Here is a 17,338-nt window from a genome sequence, read left to right on the forward strand (position 1 = left end):
CTTGCCCCGCGATGCGGTTCTCTTGCAAGACTGTAATGTCCGCCTCACCTTCGCGTTAGCTCCCGCTTGCGATGATGGCCCTGTCGAAACGGTTATCACGAGGCAAGCACGATGAACCTGACCAAGTACCTGCTGCTGGCGATTCTCGCCCTGGGCAGCACCAGCGTTTTCGCCGAAGGCGGCGCGGAGCGTTCGAAGCAATTCTGGCAAGCGTTCCGCGACGACCAGGCGCGCCTGTATGGCGACAAGCAGCAGGCGCTGGCCGAGCGCGAGCGCAAGGCCGAGGAAAAGGCCCGCGAACTGGCCAAGGACTGAGTACTACACACCTGCGCCGCGACAGCTCCTCGCCGCTGGTGAACCTGGGCGCCCGAACGGGCGCCATTTTTTATTTGCGTGCCAGCAGCGTGGCGCGGCGTGGGGCCGGCAGACCTTCGACGGTCTTGCCGTGGTCGTTCGGGTCGAGGAAGTCGCCCAGCGACTGGTAGCGCATCCACTCGGTGCTGCGCTGCTCCTCGACGCTGGTGACACTGACATCGACGCAGCGCACATCGCTGAAGCCGGCGCGGCGCAACCAACGCTCCAGGGCCGGCACCGACGGCAGGAACCAGACGTTGCGCATCTGCGCGTAGCGGTCCTCGGGTACCAGCACCTGGTTTTCGTCACCCTCGATCACCAGTGTTTCCAGCACCAGTTCACCGCCCTTGACCAGGCAGTCCTTGAGCGCCAGCAGGTGCTCGATGGGCGAGCGGCGGTGGTAGAACACGCCCATGGAGAACACGGTGTCGAAGCCTTCGAGGTTGGCCGGCAGCTCTTCGAGGGCGAATGGCAGGTGCCAGGCCGGCAGTTCAGGCAGGTACTGCTGCACGGCCTGGAACTGGCAGAAGAACAGCCAGTTGGGGTCGACGCCGATGACCATGTCGGCGCCGGCGCCGAGCATGCGCCATTGGTAATAGCCATTGCCGCAGCCCACGTCGAGCACGCGCTTGCCCTTGAGGTCCAGGTGCGGGCCGACCCGCGACCATTTCCAGTCCGAGCGCCACTCGGTGTCGACATGCACGCCGAACAGGTCGAACGGGCCCTTGCGCCAGGGCGACAAGCCCATCAGTGCCTGGCGCATCTGCGCCCGGGTGGCGTCGTCGCAGGCGCAGTCCAGGCGCAGGCCGTCGACCAGGTCGATCTCGCTGGGAGTCAGCCGCGGCAGAGCCTCGAGGGCGCCACGCCAGCGGTCGAGGTCGCCGTGGCCCTTTTCCAGCTTGGCTTCGAGTTGCGCCTGCAGGCCCTGGGACCAAGTGGCAAGGGGCGTGCCCGCCAGGCGGCGGACGAGGGGAGACAGATCGATCATGGCAGGGCTATCAGCGAGGCGAAGTTGAGACATTGGAACCAGGGCACGACCTTGGAGAAGCCGGCGGCGCGCAGGCGCTGCTCATGGGTTTCCAGGGTGTCGGGCTTCATCACGTTCTCGATGGCGCTGCGTTTCTGGGCGATTTCCAGTTCGCTGTAGCCATTGGCACGCTTGAAGTCCAGGTGCAGTTCGTTGAGCAGGTCCTGCTCCTGCGCATCGGTGAAGCGCAGTTTTTCCGAGAGGATCAGCGCACCGCCCGGCAACAGGGCCTGGCGGATGCGGCCCAGAAGCTCCAGGCGCTGCTCGGGGGCGACGAACTGCAGGGTGAAGTTCATCGCCACCACCGAGGCTGGCTCGAAGGGCAGGGCGAGGATGTCGGCCTCCAGCACCTGCACCGGCAGCAACTCCTGGAACATCGAGTCCTGGGCGGTGAGGTACTGACGACAGCGCTCGACCATGGCCGCGGAGTTGTCCACCGCGATTACCCGGCAGCCGTCCGTGCGTACATGGCGGCGCAGCGCCTGGGTCACCGCGCCCAGCGAGGCGCCGAGGTCGTACAGCGCGGAGTTCGGCTGGGCGAAGCGCGCGGCCAGCACGCCGAGGTTCTCGACAATGGTCGGGTAACCGGGCACCGAGCGCTTGATCATGTCCGGGAACACCTGCACCACGTCTTCGTTGAAGACGAAGTCGGGCACCTGCTCCAGGGGTTGGGCGAAAAGGCGGTCGGGTTGTTTGCTCACGGGTGGGTCCAGGCGGCTGGCAATCTACAGGGGCGGCATTCTAGCCAAACCACGGCAAGCTTGCATGACTCACTGACCGGCGCCGTCCGCTCACTTCACCCGGATGGCGCAATCGAAGGTCTGCACCGGCCGCACTTCAGGGGCCCAGGGCTGCTGGTAGACCAGGATCAGGTGACCCTCGCCTGCGGCCTTGGCCTGGAAGCGCCAGGAAGAAAGCCCGCCGCTGCCGACGATGCCGGCCTGTTCCGGGGAGCTGTACACCTCGGGGCCGAGGCTGCGCAGGATCTCCGGAGCCGGGTTCTGCAGTAGCCAGCGGTAGCCGGTGGTGGGGTTGCTGGGCAGGGTGAGGGTCATGCTCTGGCCGACGACCAGGCGCGTGGGGCATTCGCTTTCGCCGTCCAGTTCGACGGTGCGTTGCGGTTGCTGGGCGCAGGCGGTGAGCAGGGCCAGGCCCAGGGGAACGAGCAGGCGAGGGGCGGACATGGTGGCTCCTGAGGCTGATTTAACCTGAGGATAACCGAAGCAGATGGAAGTTTGTGATGGCAGTGTTGGCGTCTCATTGCCATGCACGATCCCTGTAGGAGCGGCCTTGCGTCGCGAAAGGGGTGCGAAGCACCCCCAGGGTCTCTGGCCTACTTTGAGATAGCCGGGGCCGCTGTGCGGCCCTATCGCGACACAAGGCCGCTCCTACAGTGGCCCGGCTGGACGGTCAGAACAGTACTTTCGCCACGTCGGCAAAGCGCTTGGCGAAATGCACGGTCAAGCCGTCCTTCAGGTACTCCGGCAACTCCTCGAAATCGCCGCGGTTGGCCTCCGGCAGGATCAGTTCGAAGATCTTCTGCCGGCGCGCCGCGATCACCTTCTCGCGCACCCCGCCGATCGGCAGTACCTGGCCAGTCAGAGTCAGCTCGCCGGTCATCGCCACGCCTTTCTTCGGCGCCTGGTCCCGGGCCAGGGACAGCAGGGCGCTGGCCATGGTCACGCCGGCACTGGGGCCATCCTTGGGCGTCGCGCCTTCAGGGACATGCAGGTGGATGAAGGCCTCGTCGAAATAGCCCGGCGTGCCGCCGAATTGCTTGAGGTTCGAGCTGACATAGCTGTAGGCGATTTCCGCCGACTCCTTCATCACATCACCCAGCTTGCCGGTGAGCTTGAGGCCGCGGCCGAGGGTGTGGATGCGCGTGGCCTCGATCGGCAGGGTGGCGCCGCCCATGCTGGTCCAGGCCAGACCTGTGATCACGCCCTTGCCGGCCAGCACCTGCTCGCTGCGGAACAGCGGCATGCCCAGGGCGGGCTCGAGGTCCTTGGTGCCGATCTTGAGCTTGGCCTGCGGATCCTCCAGCAGCTTGACCACCGACTTGCGCACCAGCTTGCCCAGCTGTTTCTCCAGCTGGCGTACACCGGCTTCGCGGGCATAGCCCTCGATCACCGCGCGCAGGGCGGCGTCGTTGATGCCCAGGCTGGTCTTGGCCACGCCGGCCTTGTCCAGCTGCTTGGGCCACAGGTGGCGCTTGGCGATGGCGAGCTTTTCCTCGGTGATGTAGCCGGACAGGCGGATCACTTCCATGCGGTCGAGCAACGGGCCGGGGATCGAGTCCAGGGTGTTGGCGGTGCAGACGAACAGCACCTTGGACAGGTCCAGGCGCAGGTCCAGGTAATGGTCGAGGAAGTCGACGTTCTGCTCGGGGTCGAGGGTCTCCAGCAGTGCCGAGGCCGGGTCGCCCTGGTAGCTCTGGCCCATCTTGTCGATCTCGTCGAGCATGATCACCGGGTTCATCACCTCGACTTCCTTCAGCGCCTGCACCAGCTTGCCTGGCTGGGCGCCAATGTAGGTGCGGCGGTGGCCCTTGATCTCGGCCTCGTCGCGCATGCCGCCGACACTGAAGCGGTAGAACGGCCGGCCCAGGGATTCGGCGATGGACTTGCCGATGCTGGTCTTGCCCACGCCCGGCGGACCCACCAGCAGCACGATGGAGCCACTGATCTCACCTTTCCAGGCGCCCACGGCGAGGAACTCGAGGATGCGCTCCTTGATGTCGTCCAGGCCCGCGTGGTGACGGTCGAGTACCTTGCGCGCGTGCTTGAGGTCGAGCTTGTCCTTGCCGTACACGCCCCAAGGCAGGGCCGTGGCCCATTCCAGGTAGTTGCGGGTGACTGCGTACTCTGGCGAGCCGGTCTCGAGGATGGCCAGCTTGCCCATCTCCTCGTCGATGCGTTTTTTCGCCTGGTCAGGCAGGGTCTTGCCCTCCAGGCGCTGCTGGAACTGCTCCAGGTCGGCGCTGCGGTCGTCCTTGGTCAGGCCCAGCTCCTGCTGGATGACCTTGAGCTGCTCCTTGAGGAAGAACTCGCGCTGGTGCTCGCCGATCTGCCGGTTCACCTCGGCGGAGATCTCGTTCTGCAGCCGGGCCACCTCGACTTCCTTGCGCAGCATCGGCAGGACCTTTTCCATGCGCTTGAGCATGGGCACGCAGTCGAGCACTTCCTGCAGCTGGTTGCCGGTGGCCGAGGTGAGGGCGGCGGCGAAGTCTGTCAGTGGCGACGGGTCGTTGGGGCTGAAGCGGTTGAGGTAGTTCTTCAGCTCTTCGCTGTACAGCGGGTTGAGCGGCAACAGCTCCTTGATCGCGTTGATCAGGGCCATGCCGTAGGCCTTGACCTCGTCGGTGGGTTCCGCCGGCTGGCGTGGGTAGTCGACTTCCACCAGGTAGGGCGGGCGATGGTGCTTGAGCCAGGTGCGGATGCGCACCCGGGTCAGTCCCTGGGCGACGAACTGCAGCTTGCCGCCTTCGCGGCTGGCGTGGTGCACCTTCACCAGGGTGCCGTACTCGGGCAGGGCCTTGGTGTCGAAGTGGCGGTGGTCTTCCGGCGGGGTGTCCATGAAGAACAGCGCCAGGGAGTGATGCGGGGTCTTGGCGACCAGGTCGAGGGTTTCGGCCCAGGGTTCTTCGTTGACGATCACCGGCAGCACTTGCGCGGGGAAGAACGGGCGGTTGTGGATCGGGATCACGTAGACCTTGTCCGGCAGCTGCTGGCCGGGCAGGGCGAGGTGGTGGCCGGGGGCGGCCTGGGGATCGAGGTGTTCGACTTCGCTGTGTTCGTCGGGATGTTCCGGGAAATCCTGCTGGTCGCTCATGGGGCACCTGCGTGAATGGCTATGGTGCTTAGATGGGGCAGGGGAGGATGGGTTTCAATGGTAGACGAACGGGGTGAAACCATCGCGGGGCAAGCCCGCTCCCACGAGCCCTATACAGGCTGCGTGGGAGCGGCGGTTCGGCGCCCCGACTTGTCCCGCGATGAGGCTTACTCGGCTAGTTTGTAAGCGATGATGTAATCACCCATGCGGGTGCCCAGCGAGCCATGGCCGCCGGCGGTTACCAGCACATACTGCTTGCCGTCCTTGCCAGTGTAGGTCATCGGCGTGGCCTGGCCGCCTGCCGGCAGGCGGCCCTTCCACAGCTCCTGGCCGTTCTTCACGTCATAGGCGCGCAGGTACTGGTCCAGGGTGCCGCTGAGGAAGCCCACGCCACCGGCGGTGACGATGGAGCCACCCATGCTCGGCACGCCCACCGGCATGCCGATCGGCACCGGGGTGCTGTCGCGGGTGGTGCCGTTCTTGTGCTTCCACACCACCTTGTTGGTGAACAGGTCGATGGCCGCCACATAGCCCCAGGCTGGCGCCTGGCACGGGATACCGATCGGCGACATGAACGGATGCATGGTTACCGCGTACGGTGCGCCGGCGTTCGGCTGCACGCCGCTGGTCTCGCTTTCGCGCTTGCTGCCTTCGGCCACCTGCTCGCGCGGGATCATCTTCGACACGAAGGCCATGTAGTTCGGCGAGGTGAAGAGGATCTGGCGCACCGGGTCGACCGACACGCTGCCCCAGTTGAACACGCCGACGTTGCCCGGGTAGACCAGGCTGCCCTGCTCGGACGGCGGGGTGTACTGGCCTTCGTAGCGCAGGCTGCGGAACTGGATGCGGCAGAGCATCTGGTCGAACGGCGTGGCGCCCCACATGGCCTGTTCGGTCAGCTCGGGGCCGAGCAGGTTGAGGTCGGAGCGGGCCTGGGTCGGCGCGGTGTGGTCGCCTTTCACGGCGCCCTGCGGTACCGGGATCTCGCGGATCGGCACGATCGGCGTGCCGTCGCGGCGGTCGAGCACGTACAGGCTGCCTTGCTTGGTCGGCACGATGACCGCCGGCTTGACGCCGTCGTCGGTCTTCAGGTGAACCAGGGTCGGCTGGCTGCCGACGTCCATGTCCCACAGGTCGTGGTGGGTGAACTGATAGTTCCAGCGCGCCTTGCCGGTGGCCAGGTCCAGGGCGACGATGCCGGCGCTGTACTTCTCCGCGCCCGGGGTACGGTCGGCGCCCCACTGGTCGGGGGTCTGGTTGCCCAGCGGCAGGTAGATCATGCCGAGGTCTTCATCGACGCTGGCGATCGACCACATGTTGGCCGAGTTGCGGCTGTACATTTTCCCGTCGGCCAGGGGCTTGGTGTCGTCCGGGTTGTTGCTGTCCCAGTTCCACACCAGGTGGCCGTCGTGCACGTCGTAGGCGCGGATCACGCCGGACGGCTCGTTGGTCGATTCGTTGTCGGTGACGTGGCCACCGATGATCACCAGGCTGCGGGTGATCGCCGCCGGCGAGGTGGAGTAGTAGCCACCGGCGGTGAACGGGCCGATGCCGCGGGTCAGGTCGATCACGCCCTGGTTGGCAAAGCCTTCGCAGACCTTGCCGGTGTCGGCGTTGATGGCGATCAGGCGGGCGTCGGCGGTGGGCAGGTACAGGCGGCGCGGGCAGGCCTGGGCCACGGCCTGGCCTGCGTCGGTGATCTTCGGCGCGGGGCTGCCGTCACGGCTGACGTAGCTGTTCTCGTCATAGTACGAGACGCCGCGGCAGGTCATGTGGGCGAAGCCCTTGAAGGTGCCGGTGGGGCTCTTGACCTGCGGGTCGTAGCGCCAGATCTCGGCGCCGGTGTCCGGGTCCAGCGCCAGTAGGCGGCTGTGGGCGGTGCAGGCATAGAGCATGCCGTTGACCTTCAGCGGGGTGTTCTGGTTGGTCAGCTCCACCGGGTCGTTTTCAGTCGGCAGGTCGCCGGTGCGGATGCGCCAGGCCTCTTCCAGGCGGTAGGCGTTCTGCGGGGTGATCTGGCGCAGCGGCGAGTAGCGGTCACCGTGTTCGCTGCGGCCGTAGGCCTGCCATTCACCGTCCGGCATGGCCGGGGCGGCGCTGCCCATCTCGCTGTTGTCGCGGGTGAACTCGCCACGGATCTCGCCCGGGTGGGTGAACTGGCTGGCCACGGCGGTGGCGCCGGAGGCGACCACGGCGACGCTGAGCAGGGCGGTGTTGACCTTCGACGCGGGGCCGACCAGCGGGCGGCGCGCCCACGGCAGCAGCAGGACCACGCCGATGGCGAACCAGATGGCCAGGCGCGGCACCAGCTGCCACCAGTCCAGGCCGACTTCCAGCAGTGCCCAGGCGGTGCTGCCCAGCAGCACCAGGCCATACAGGCCCAGGGCGATGCGGCGCTTGGCCAGCAGCAGGATGCCGGACAGGGCGAAGCCGATACCGGCAATCAGGTAATAAAGCGAGCCACCCAGCTGGCTCAGCTTGATGCCGCCCGCCAGCAGGGCCAGGCCCATCAGCAGCAGCAATACGCCCATCAGGCGCGGTAGCCAGCGGGTTCCATTCTTGGCACCGTCAGTGCTCATCGTCTGTTCTCCGTAGTGTGAAAGGGTCGGGTTAGAAACTGCTCTGGATCTTCAGGCCGCCGATCAGGGCGTCATCGACCCGCGACACCCCGCCCGGATGGCGGATGTACTGCAGGTTCGGGCGCACGGTGAGCCAGTCGGCCAGGTGGATGCCGTAATAGAGTTCGGCGCTGTACTCGGTGTCCTGCACGGGCAGGAAGCCGGGGTTGTCGTAGTCGTCCAGGCCGTTGGCCTGGTTGATGAGGCGGGCGTTCTTGCGGTAGCCGGGATTGACGTGCACGCGGGCCAGGGCGAAACCGATGTCGTCCTTGGCGCGGGCATCGAAGGGCCCCTTGTAAACCACACCTGCCTGCACATAGTTGTCGATGGCATTGGTCTTCTTGTCGTGCACCGTGGCATTGGCGAACAGGCTCAGGCCGCGCGACTGGTCCGAGGCCAGCGCGGTCACCTGCTGCTGGGCGCCCAGCCACAGGCCATGCTTGCTCGAGCTGCTGCGGTAGGCGGCGCCGCTGATGGCGGCTGGCGCGCCGTTGCTGTCCTTGAGTACATCCTGTGCCTTGGCATTACTGTAGTAGTAGCCGGCGCGATATTCCCCTTTCAGGCCATTGACCCGCGGGCTCCAGACCAGTTCGATCGGCATCACCGCGCCTTGGGTGCCGCTGCCGCTGAGCTTGAAGCCGTTGCCGCTCTCGAGGTTGGAGGGGTTCTGCTCGAACACGCCGACCTGGGCGTAGAGTTCGTCGTTCAGGTTGTAGCGCACGCGCAGGGCCCACTGGCTGACCGGCCAGTTGTACCAGATGCCACCGACCCAGTTGCCCACCTGCGAGCCGCAGAACGCCAGGTTCTGGAAGTCGCAGGGGAAGCTGTTGAAGTCCTCGCCTTCGCCGAAGCGGCCGAATTTCACGTCCAGCGCGCCATCGAAGTATTTCTGCTTGATCCACATCTGCGTCAGTCGCCAGGTCTCGCCACGGCCCCAAACTTCCTGGGCCGAGGTGAAGCCACCGACGCGTGGGTCGTTGATGCGGTCGTTACTGATGTTGTCGCCATGGCGTTCGGTGACGGTCAGCTGGAACTCGGTGTCGTGCCAGCCAAGGATCTTTTGCAGGTCCATGTTCACGCCGAAGGTGAACTGGTCGCTGTAGCGTGCCGCGCGGTCATGGCTGTAGCCGCCGTGCAGGTTGCTGCCCATCTCGCCGGTGTAGCCGAGGGTGAAGTCATAGCCTTTCTCCAGCAGCTCACTGCGGGTCCCGCCCCAGTCGCCGAGCATCCACGGCGAGTCCTTGGCGAACATCTCGCTGGCGCTGGTGGTGGGGGACAGGGCGCCGAGCAGGGTGGCGAGGGCGAGGCCGGAGTAGCGGGTATTGGGCAGCTGGAGCATGAGATAGCGCTATCTTTTGATTGTTGAGGAAACGGCAAGCGCAACGAAGTGCGAGATCTTCGAAGGGAAATGACTGCGTTGGATATTGAGTGAAGCGATTCAGCTTGCGGCGGGGAGGATATAGGGGAAGTTGTAAGAAAAAAAGACAAAATGTCGCAGGGGATTGTTGCTGATGGGGTAACAGTCAATCGGCCCATCGCGGGGCTAGCCCGCTCCCACGGTGGGAGAAGGCTTACCCCGCGATGACGTCAGAACGAGGTGCGCAAGCCGACCTGCACACTGCGCCCCGGCGCCGGCGCGATATCGCGCAGGATCGAGCTGGCATAGCGCACGGTCTGGTCGGTGAGGTTCTCGCCGCGCACGAAGGCCAGCCATTCACTCTGGCCGATGTCGAAGCGATACCCCAGGCTGGCGCCGAGGGTGGTGTAACCGTCTGTGCGGGTCTCGTTGGCCGGCTTGCGGTGCTGTGACGCGGCATGCTGTACATCGACCCGCGCCTGCCAGCGGTCCAGCTCCCAGACCAGGCCGCTGTTCAGGCGCAGCGGGGCGATGCGCGGCAGTGGCTCGCCGCTGTCGAGGTTCTTGGCCCGGGTGTAGTCGCCGGACAGTTCCAGGGCGAAGCTGCCGTAGCGGTTTTCCAGCAGTTGCCAGCGGTCCTGGGCCTCGATGCCGTAGAAGCGTGCCCGCACGCCCTGGTAGGCATACTCGGGGATATCGCCGTGATCATGATCATGGTCGTGATCGTGGTCATGATCGTCGTGGTCGTGATCATGGCCTTCACGCAGGTTGCCTGTGCCGATCAGGCCGATGTAGTTGCGAAAGTGGCTGTAGAACACGCCGACGCTGCCCTTGTGGGTGCCGTTGTCGAAGCGCAGGGCCAGGTCGGTGGAGATGGCCTTTTCCTTGTTCAGGTTCGGATCGCCGATCTCGTAGGCGCCGGTGGCCACGTGGGCACCGTTGGCGTACAGCTCGTAGAAGGTCGGCGCGCGCTCGGTGTAGCCGAGGTTGGCGGCCAGCGACCAGACCGGGTCGAGCTGGTACACCGCGCCCGAGGACAGGCTGAAGGCGTTGAAGCTGCTGGCGCTGTCGGCTCCGGCGAAGTTCTCGTTGCCCTTGGCGTCCGGATCGACCCGGGTGTGTTCCAGGCGCGCGCCCAGGCTCAGGTTCAGGCGTTCGCTGGCCTGCCATTGCTCGAGCAGGAACAGCGCCAGGCTGTCGGTGTCGGTGTGCGGGACAAAGGCTTCCTCGCCCAACGCGGAGAATTCGTTGCGGCTGACCTGGGCGCCGACCACGCCCTCGACCGGGCCCAGCGGCTGGTGACGGGCTTCGATGCGCGCCTCGTAGCCCTTGTTCTTGAAGGTGGTGTGCACCTCGCCGCTTTCGATCTCGCGGTGCTGATAGTCGGTGTAGCCGGCATCGACCTTGACCGAGCTGAACGGCCCGTCGAGGTCGCGCAGCTCCGAGGCGAAGCCGTAGTGGTCCTGCTGCATGTCCAGGCGCACGCCGGGCTCGGCCACCGAGCCGTAGTTGCTGTCGTAGCGGCTGTAGGACAGGCCGGTATAGCCATGGTCCCAGTGGTAGGAGCCACCGATCGCTCCGCCGTCCTGACGCCCGTCGCTGTTTTTCAGGCGATGCTTGCTGCCGGGCTCATCGGCATCGCGGACCTTCGAACTGCGGGCGTAGCCGGGGATGCGCAGGTCGTTGAACTGGCGGCTGTTGGCGTCCAGGTGCAGGGCGAAGGCGCCGTTGCCGGCCTCCAGCTTGCCGGCGCTGCTGCGGGTGGTGTCGGCGCCGCCGTAGCGCAGCTCGCCCGCGCCGTGGATGCCGTCGATGGGCGAGTTGGGGATGCGGTTGTCGAAGGTGTTGACCACGCCGCCGATGGCATTGCCGCCATACAGCAGCGCGGCCGGACCGCGGACGATCTCGACCCGCTCGACGGTCACCGGGTCCAGTGGCACGGCGTGGTCGTAGGACAGTGACGAGGCGTCCAGGGCGCCGACACCGTTGCGCAGGATGCGAATACGGTCGCCGTCCAGGCCGCGGATCACCGGGCGGCTGGCGCCGGGGCCGAACCAGGTGGAGGCGACGCCGGGCTGTTTGTTGAGGGTTTCACCGAGGCTGCCGTGCTGCTGTTGCAGCAGGTCGTCGCCTTCGAGGACGGTGCTGGGCGCGGCCAGCTGGGCGTTGCCCAGCGGGTTGGCGGTGATCACCTGGGGTTGCAGTTCGACGGCCTGGCTGGAGGTGGAGGCCAGCCAGAGCGCGACGGCAAGGGGGGAGAGGTGCAGCGGCGTGTGACGCATGGGGATGTGGCGTTCCTTGGCAGAATTGTCATCAGTTACTTTATAACATTTCATCACAAGCTGTTTGCCACTGGCCAGTACTTTGTGAGGTGACGCATTTACCCTGTAGGAGCGGCCTTGTGCCGCGAAAGGGCCGCAAAGCGGCCCCAGGATCGTGGCCATGACCTATGTCGTCGGGGCTGCTTTGCAGCCCTTCGCGGCACAAGGCCGCTCCTACAGGGCACAGCGGAAGAGGCTGTAGATGCCACTACACTCGTGTAAGGTGCGCACCTTCCCGAACCTGGAGCACTGGCATGAGCACGGCCAATCACAACGCGCTGCACGGCAAGACCCTTGAGCAGATCCTCACCGAGCTGGTGGCGCACTACCAATGGCAAGGCCTGGCTGAGCGCGTCGACATCCGCTGCTTCAAGAGCGACCCGAGCATCAAGTCGAGCCTGACCTTCCTGCGCAAGACCCCGTGGGCACGGGAAAAGGTCGAGCAGCTGTATGTGAAGCTGCAGCGCAAAGGCTGATGCCGCGCCGCCCCTGGCTGATCCTGGCGGCCGTCCTCGGCTGGACCGGCCTGGCGATCCAGTTGTACCTGGTGCTGCTGGCGCGCTGGCAGGAGCAGGCCAGCCTGATCGGCGGGCTGGTCAACCTGTTCTGTTATTTCACCGTGCTGAGCAACACACTGGTGGCCACCGTGCTCAGCCAGGCCGCGTTCGGCCGCGAGTCGGCGGCCAGGCGCTGGTTCCTGTCGCCGGCGGTGAGCTCGTGCATCGCCGCGAGCATCCTGCTGGTGGCGCTGGCCTACAGCCTGTTGCTGCGCCACCTGTGGCAACCCCAGGGCTGGCAGTGGCTGGCGGACGAACTGCTGCACGATGTGATGCCGCTGGTGTTCGTCCTGTACTGGTGGCTGGAGGTGCCCAAGGGGCGGTTGCGGCTCTGGCACCTGGCGGCCTGGACGTTGTACCCGGCGCTGTATTTCGCCTTCGTGCTGTTGCGCGGGCATGAGATCGGGGTCTATCCCTATCCGTTCATCGATGTGGCACGGTTGGGATATGGGCAGGTGCTGGGCAATGCCCTGATGGTGCTGGCGGGGTTCTGGGGGATCGGGTTGGTATTGCTGGGGTTGGATCGCTGGCGCAGGCTGTCGTGAGGTTGCCGATATGCAATCCGGTGTAGGAGCGGCCTTGCCGAGGCGTCGGACCGGCCGGAAAGGGCCGCGCAGCGGCCCCGGGGTCTCAGCGTCAGGTCAGAAATTGCTGGGGCCGCTGCGTGGCCCTTTCGCGGCACAAGGCCGCTCCTACACCGGGGTGTGCAGAGCCCGATCATTCGTCGTCGGCGGTACCGTCAGCTCGCCAGTAAGCCGCTGCCTTGAGGGTATCCTCGGGCACGCCTTTTTCCAGCAGCAGCGCCTTGGCCTGGCGGGTCAGTGCTTTTTCCAGCGCCACCCAGCCATACAACCGGCCTTGGGGCAACGCCAGGTGCTTGACCCGCTCCAGCACATCCTCCTGGTGCCGGCGCACCCAGATCACCTCGACCTGGGCCTTGCTCGTCAGCGCCTGGCGCTCCTGCTCGTCCTCGATCTGGATCACCGCCAGCACCTGGCGGCCCGCCGGCAGTTCCTCCAGGCGCCGGGCAATGGCGGGGATCGCCGTCTCGTCGCCGATCAGCAGGTAGCTGTCGAAGATATCCGGCACCACCATCGAGGCCCGCGGGCCGGCGATGTCCAGGGTCTGGCCAGGCGCGGCCTGGGCCGCCCAGGTAGAGGCGGGGCCGTCGCCATGCAGGACGAAATCGATATCCAGCTGGTTGTTCACCAGGTCGATGCGCCGTGGCGTGTATTCGCGCATGGTCGGCCGGGCGCCGCCGTCGCGGCCCAGGTTGCGCGCGTCGATGGCTTGCTGTTCCTCGGCGGTGAGGGCGAACAGCAGCTTGATGTGGTCGTCCGTGCCGACACTGGTGAAGCCGGCCAGCTCCGCGCCACCGAGGGTGATGCGGCGCATGCGCGGGGTGAGGTCGGTGACCCGCAGCACTTCGAGGCGGCGCTGGCGGATCTCGTGGTTGACGCGATGAATGGTGTCGCTCATGGGGTGTTCTCCGTAACAGGGGTGGCCGGCCCGGAGGCGATGGCCTTGGCGGTGTCGTTGAGCAGGTTGCGCACCCGCTCGATCTCTTCGCTGGTCCAGCGGCCACTGTGCATGTGCAGGGCGTGGCGCAGGTTGCCGACGGCTTCGTGGATTTCCGGTGGACGGTCGTGGCCGCGCAGGGCGCGCTTGCTCACCTCGATGCGCATGCGCACGCCGTCGAGAGCGACGGCTTGTTCCTGCAAGGCACTGCGGCCGGCATCGGTGATGGCGTAGAGGCGCTTGCTGCCCTGGATGGCGCCGGTGACCAACTCGGCTTCCTCGAGATAGCTGAGGGTGGGGTAGATCACCCCGGGGCTGGGGCTGTAGCTGCCGTCGAAGAGGGTCTCGATCTGGCGGATCAGGTCGTAGCCGTGGCCGGGTTGCTCGGCCAGCATCGACAGCATCAGCAGCCTCAGGTCGCCCGGGGCGAATACCCGCGGGCCACGCTCGCCGCGGCCTGGGCGGCGTTCGAAGGGGTCGTGGTCGCGCATGGGGAAGGGCTCCGTCTGTTTAGATATATCGCAAGATATTACTCAAGATATATCTAAAGACAAGCCTTCAAATGCAGATGATTATCATCTAATTTTTTGATGGTTCAGGATTGGCCCGTCACCTGCGGCGCCTTGCAGGCGGTGGGGTTGCCCGGCTCCAGGTATGGCATGAGGATCGGCGCCATGCCCTTGAGCACCTGCACCGGCAGCGCCGAGGTGAACTTGAAGGCTTCAGCCGAGCGCCCGGGGACGAACGCGGTGAGGGTGCCGAAGTGGTTGTCGCCGAGGAAGAACACGAAGGTCGCGGTGCGGTTCAGCGAACGCGAGCCGATCAACCGGCCGCCGGCGCCGAAGCTTTCGATGCGGTTGTCGCCGGTGCCGGTCTTGCCGCCCATCACCAGCGGGGTGCCGTCGTGCAGCTTGAAGCTGCCGGAGATGCGCCGCGCGGTGCCGGCGTCGACCACCTGCGACATGGCGCCCTTGAGCGCCCGGGCGACTTCCACCGGGAGAATCCGCTGGCCACGGTCCGGGTCGCTGATCAGCTGCGTTTCGTAGGGGGTGTTCTGGGCGAAGTGCAGGGTGTCGATGCGCAGCGTGGGCAGGCGCACGCCGTCGTTCTGGATGATCCCGACCAGTTCGGAGAGCGCGGCCGGACGGTCGCCGGAGCTGCCGATGGCGGTGGCCAGCGACGGTACCAGGTGGTCGAACGGGTAGCCGACGCGCTTCCAGCGCTGGTGGATATCGGTGAACGCCTCGATCTCGACCATGGTGCGGATGCGGCTGTCGCGGGCGCCCTGGTGGCGGCTCTTGAACAGCCAGCTGTAGACCTCCTGGCGCTCGAAGCGGCTGGCGTTGAGGGCGTCCTTGAGCGAGGCGCCGGGGTTCTTTAGCAGGTAGCCGAGCAGCCACAGGTCCAGCGGGTGGACTTTGGCGATGTAGCCCTGGTCAGGCAAGTCGTACTTGCCCGGGCCGTAGGCTTCGTACATCTCCACCAGGCGGCCGTCGGTGAGCTTGGCCATGGCCTTCTTGTCTTCCTTGCTGTGGGCGCGAACGAAGGCGTTGAAGGTTTCCTGGCCGGCCTCGGGGAACAGGTAGCGGTGCACCGCGGCCAGGCGCTGCGGGGTCACGCGCATGCTGTCGAGGAAGGTGTCCAGACGCTGCTGCGAGGTCTTGCGCTGGTACTTCTTCCAGAAACGCATGGTGTAGTTGGAGCCTTCGCGGTCAGCGAAGCGCGCCAGGTACTCCTGGCGGCGCGGGTCGCTGTCGTCCCTGAGCAGTGGTTCGCGGTTGAACGGCTGCTGGTAGGTGACGTAGCGCACGATGTCGCGCATCAGGCGGATGAACGGCAGGTTGATCGACTCGCGCAGGGCATCCTTGAGGGTCGGGTTGCGGTTGTTGTCTTCCTTGCGGAAGTTGTTGAACACATGCATGCCGCCACCGGTGAAGAAGGCCTCGCCGGTGTTGGCCGAGTACTTGCGTTCGAGCGCCGCGTCGAGCATGGCGTCCAGGCTCTGGTTCTTGCTGTTCTGCATCAGCCATTCCAGCGACCACTGGGTGAGGCGGTCGAGTTCGGCCACCGGGACCTTCTTCAGCTCGGCCGCCGGCTTGCCGGCGTACTTGTCGTGCAGCTCGGCGATGATTTCCAGGTAGGTGGTCAGCACCCGCAGCTTGGCGGTGGAGCCCAGTTCGAGCTTGCTGCCTTCGTTGATGTCGAAGGGCTGGTTGGTGCTGTCGGTCTGCACCCGCACCCGCGAGCCGTCGGCGGTGCGTTCGAACAGGGTGAAGCTGTAGCTCACCTGGTCGGTGGTCTTGGCGGTGAGCAGGCGTTCGCCGATCAGGCCGATCTGCGCGGCGAACTCCGGGTCGGCGAGGTTCTTCAGGTACTGGCTGACCTGCACCTGCAGGTCGGCCTGCAGGGTGCTGGTGGCCGACAGGTCGAGGCGGTCGAGGTCGTACAGCGGCCGGTTGAGCATGGCCGCCAGGCGATTGCGGGCCAGGCTGATGCCTTTGTTGGTGATGATCGGCACGATGGTCGGTTGGGCCACCCAATCGCGGTACACCGCCTTGCTGGCCAGGGCGGCGTCGGCCAGAGGGCGCTCGATGATGCCGTTGGCGGCGAGTACGCGGATGTGCGAGTCGGTGAGCTCGGCCAGTTCGATGCGGCCCTTGGACAGGTAGTGCGAAGGGCGGCGCTGGGCGATCATCAGCGACAGCACCTGGCGCAGGGCCAGGCCGCGTTCGGCCATGCTCTTTTCATCGCTGGCGGTGGAGGTGAGGGCCTGGTTGACCTGGTCGAAGTCGGCGCCGTACCACACCCGCAGGCCTTCGGCCATGCCGTGCACCTCGCCGTGGCCGGGCACCGCCGACAGCGGCACGCTGTTGAGGTAGTCGCGCACGATGCGTTCGCGGGCCTCGGTGGTGTCCGGGCCGCCCTGGTAGGCACGCACGCTGGCGGAAATCATCTGGCGGATCTTCTCGGCGCCCGAGACGGTCAGCCCGTCGGGCGAATGCCGGTACTTCTCGAGCTGGGTGGCCAGGGTGCTGCCGCCGGCCGACTGCCCGGGCAGCGCCAGGTACTTGGCTACCTGGCTGTAGGCGGCCTTGGCGAAGCGCGGCCAGTCCACCGCCGGGTTGTTCTGCGGGTCTTTCGGGTCGAGCAGGTCGCGGTTCTCGATGAACAGCAGGCTGTTGACCATCACCGGCGGGATCGCCGCGAAGTTCGGGTACAGGTGCTGCGGGTAGTTGTACTGGTAGAGCATGTCGCCGCGGCAGTCGGTGATCGACAGGCCGGCCTGGATCTTCTCCACGTAGGGCACGAACAGGCCGTGATCGACGTAGTTCATCAGCGCCGGGGAGAAGCGCACCTGCTGGTTGATCAGGTAGTCGCGCTTGAGCAGTCGCGGCAGGAACTCGCCCAGGGCGCTGTAGCCCAGGCGCCTGTCGAAGGGGCCCTCGCCCGGGTAGACGATGGCGTCGCTCGGGCCGGGCTCCAGGGCGTAGGTGAGGGTGCCGGCCAGGCGGCTGAACTCGCGCGATTGCAGGCGTGAGGTCTGGAACTCGTCGTAGGCTGCCAGGCCCACCGCGACCAGGCCGATCAGCAGGATGAGCAGGATCAGGCGCCACCACAGGCGGCGCTGACGTGGGGTCTTGGGCAAGGGGGCTTCAGCCTGAGGTGCTTTGGGTGCTTCCGTTCCGGTTGGTTCCGATTGCCACAGTGCGCCCATAGTCTTAAGTCCGGCCAAGTGTTTTCGCGTTACTTGTCTG

Annotated in this window: 13 protein-coding genes; 3 read left to right on the top strand and 10 right to left on the bottom strand. The window is 66.0% G+C overall.

Features of this window, described 5'->3' with window-relative positions; translation table 11 throughout:
• The first annotated feature begins 111 nt into the window (after positions 1–111).
• Complete coding sequence (locus tag V0R62_RS04700; protein WP_062364203.1) at positions 112–315, top strand: hypothetical protein; 204 nt, start codon at positions 112–114, stop codon at positions 313–315.
• A gap of 70 nt (positions 316–385) precedes the next feature.
• On the opposite strand, the gene cmoB is transcribed toward V0R62_RS04700, so the two are convergent.
• From cmoB to V0R62_RS04735, 7 genes are all read right to left on the bottom strand, one after another.
• On the bottom strand, positions 386–1,342 hold the full coding sequence (gene cmoB / locus V0R62_RS04705) for a tRNA 5-methoxyuridine(34)/uridine 5-oxyacetic acid(34) synthase CmoB (RefSeq protein WP_330102937.1): 957 nt from the start codon (positions 1,340–1,342) through the stop codon (positions 386–388).
• On the bottom strand, positions 1,339–2,082 hold the full coding sequence (gene cmoA, locus V0R62_RS04710) for a carboxy-S-adenosyl-L-methionine synthase CmoA (protein WP_050703993.1): 744 nt from the start codon (positions 2,080–2,082) through the stop codon (positions 1,339–1,341). The genes cmoB and cmoA overlap by 4 nt, the downstream gene beginning before the upstream one ends.
• A 90-nt stretch (positions 2,083–2,172) precedes the next feature.
• Entirely contained in the window at positions 2,173–2,565 is a 393-nt protein-coding gene (locus V0R62_RS04715; protein WP_330102938.1) for a protease inhibitor I42 family protein, read from the bottom strand.
• 226 nt (positions 2,566–2,791) lie between these two features.
• Positions 2,792–5,212: an endopeptidase La gene (gene lon, locus V0R62_RS04720; protein WP_186732052.1), complete on the bottom strand. Its 2,421-nt coding sequence runs from the start codon at positions 5,210–5,212 to the stop codon at positions 2,792–2,794.
• A 167-nt stretch (positions 5,213–5,379) separates the two neighbouring features.
• A complete protein-coding gene (locus V0R62_RS04725) occupies positions 5,380–7,791 on the bottom strand; it encodes a glucose/quinate/shikimate family membrane-bound PQQ-dependent dehydrogenase (protein WP_330102939.1) in 2,412 nt (803 codons plus the stop codon).
• 31 nt (positions 7,792–7,822) lie between these two features.
• Positions 7,823–9,169 carry a carbohydrate porin gene (locus V0R62_RS04730; protein WP_050703999.1) on the bottom strand — a complete coding sequence of 449 codons (1,347 nt, stop codon included), beginning with the start codon at positions 9,167–9,169 and terminating at the stop codon, positions 7,823–7,825.
• 248 nt (positions 9,170–9,417) lie between these two features.
• Positions 9,418–11,469, bottom strand: coding sequence for a TonB-dependent receptor (locus V0R62_RS04735; RefSeq protein ID WP_330102940.1), 2,052 nt, complete (start codon positions 11,467–11,469; stop codon positions 9,418–9,420).
• Positions 11,470–11,762: 293 nt separating this feature from the next.
• Between V0R62_RS04735 and V0R62_RS04740 the strand changes: the two genes are divergently transcribed.
• Together V0R62_RS04740 and V0R62_RS04745 are read left to right on the top strand one after the other, a co-directional pair.
• Positions 11,763–11,984: a VF530 family protein gene (locus tag V0R62_RS04740; RefSeq protein ID WP_028690109.1), complete on the top strand. Its 222-nt coding sequence runs from the start codon at positions 11,763–11,765 to the stop codon at positions 11,982–11,984.
• Positions 11,984–12,610, top strand: a complete 627-nt coding sequence (locus V0R62_RS04745; protein ID WP_330102941.1) for a Pr6Pr family membrane protein — start codon at positions 11,984–11,986, stop codon at positions 12,608–12,610. The genes V0R62_RS04740 and V0R62_RS04745 overlap by 1 nt, the downstream gene beginning before the upstream one ends.
• A 172-nt stretch (positions 12,611–12,782) precedes the next feature.
• Here the strand turns inward: V0R62_RS04745 and V0R62_RS04750 are convergent, their stop codons facing one another.
• From V0R62_RS04750 to V0R62_RS04760, 3 genes are all read right to left on the bottom strand, one after another.
• A complete protein-coding gene (locus tag V0R62_RS04750) occupies positions 12,783–13,544 on the bottom strand; it encodes a siderophore-interacting protein (RefSeq protein WP_330102942.1) in 762 nt (253 codons plus the stop codon).
• A complete protein-coding gene (locus tag V0R62_RS04755) occupies positions 13,541–14,074 on the bottom strand; it encodes a PadR family transcriptional regulator (protein ID WP_330102943.1) in 534 nt (177 codons plus the stop codon). Before V0R62_RS04755 ends, V0R62_RS04750 begins: the two co-directional genes overlap by 4 nt.
• Before the next feature lie 104 nt (positions 14,075–14,178).
• Complete coding sequence (locus V0R62_RS04760; protein ID WP_330102944.1) at positions 14,179–17,298, bottom strand: transglycosylase domain-containing protein; 3,120 nt, start codon at positions 17,296–17,298, stop codon at positions 14,179–14,181.
• Between the last annotated feature and the right edge of the window lie 40 nt (positions 17,299–17,338).

It is taken from the genome of Pseudomonas carassii (genome assembly GCF_036324045.1).
Classification (GTDB): Bacteria; Pseudomonadota; Gammaproteobacteria; order Pseudomonadales; family Pseudomonadaceae; genus Aquipseudomonas; species Aquipseudomonas peradeniyensis.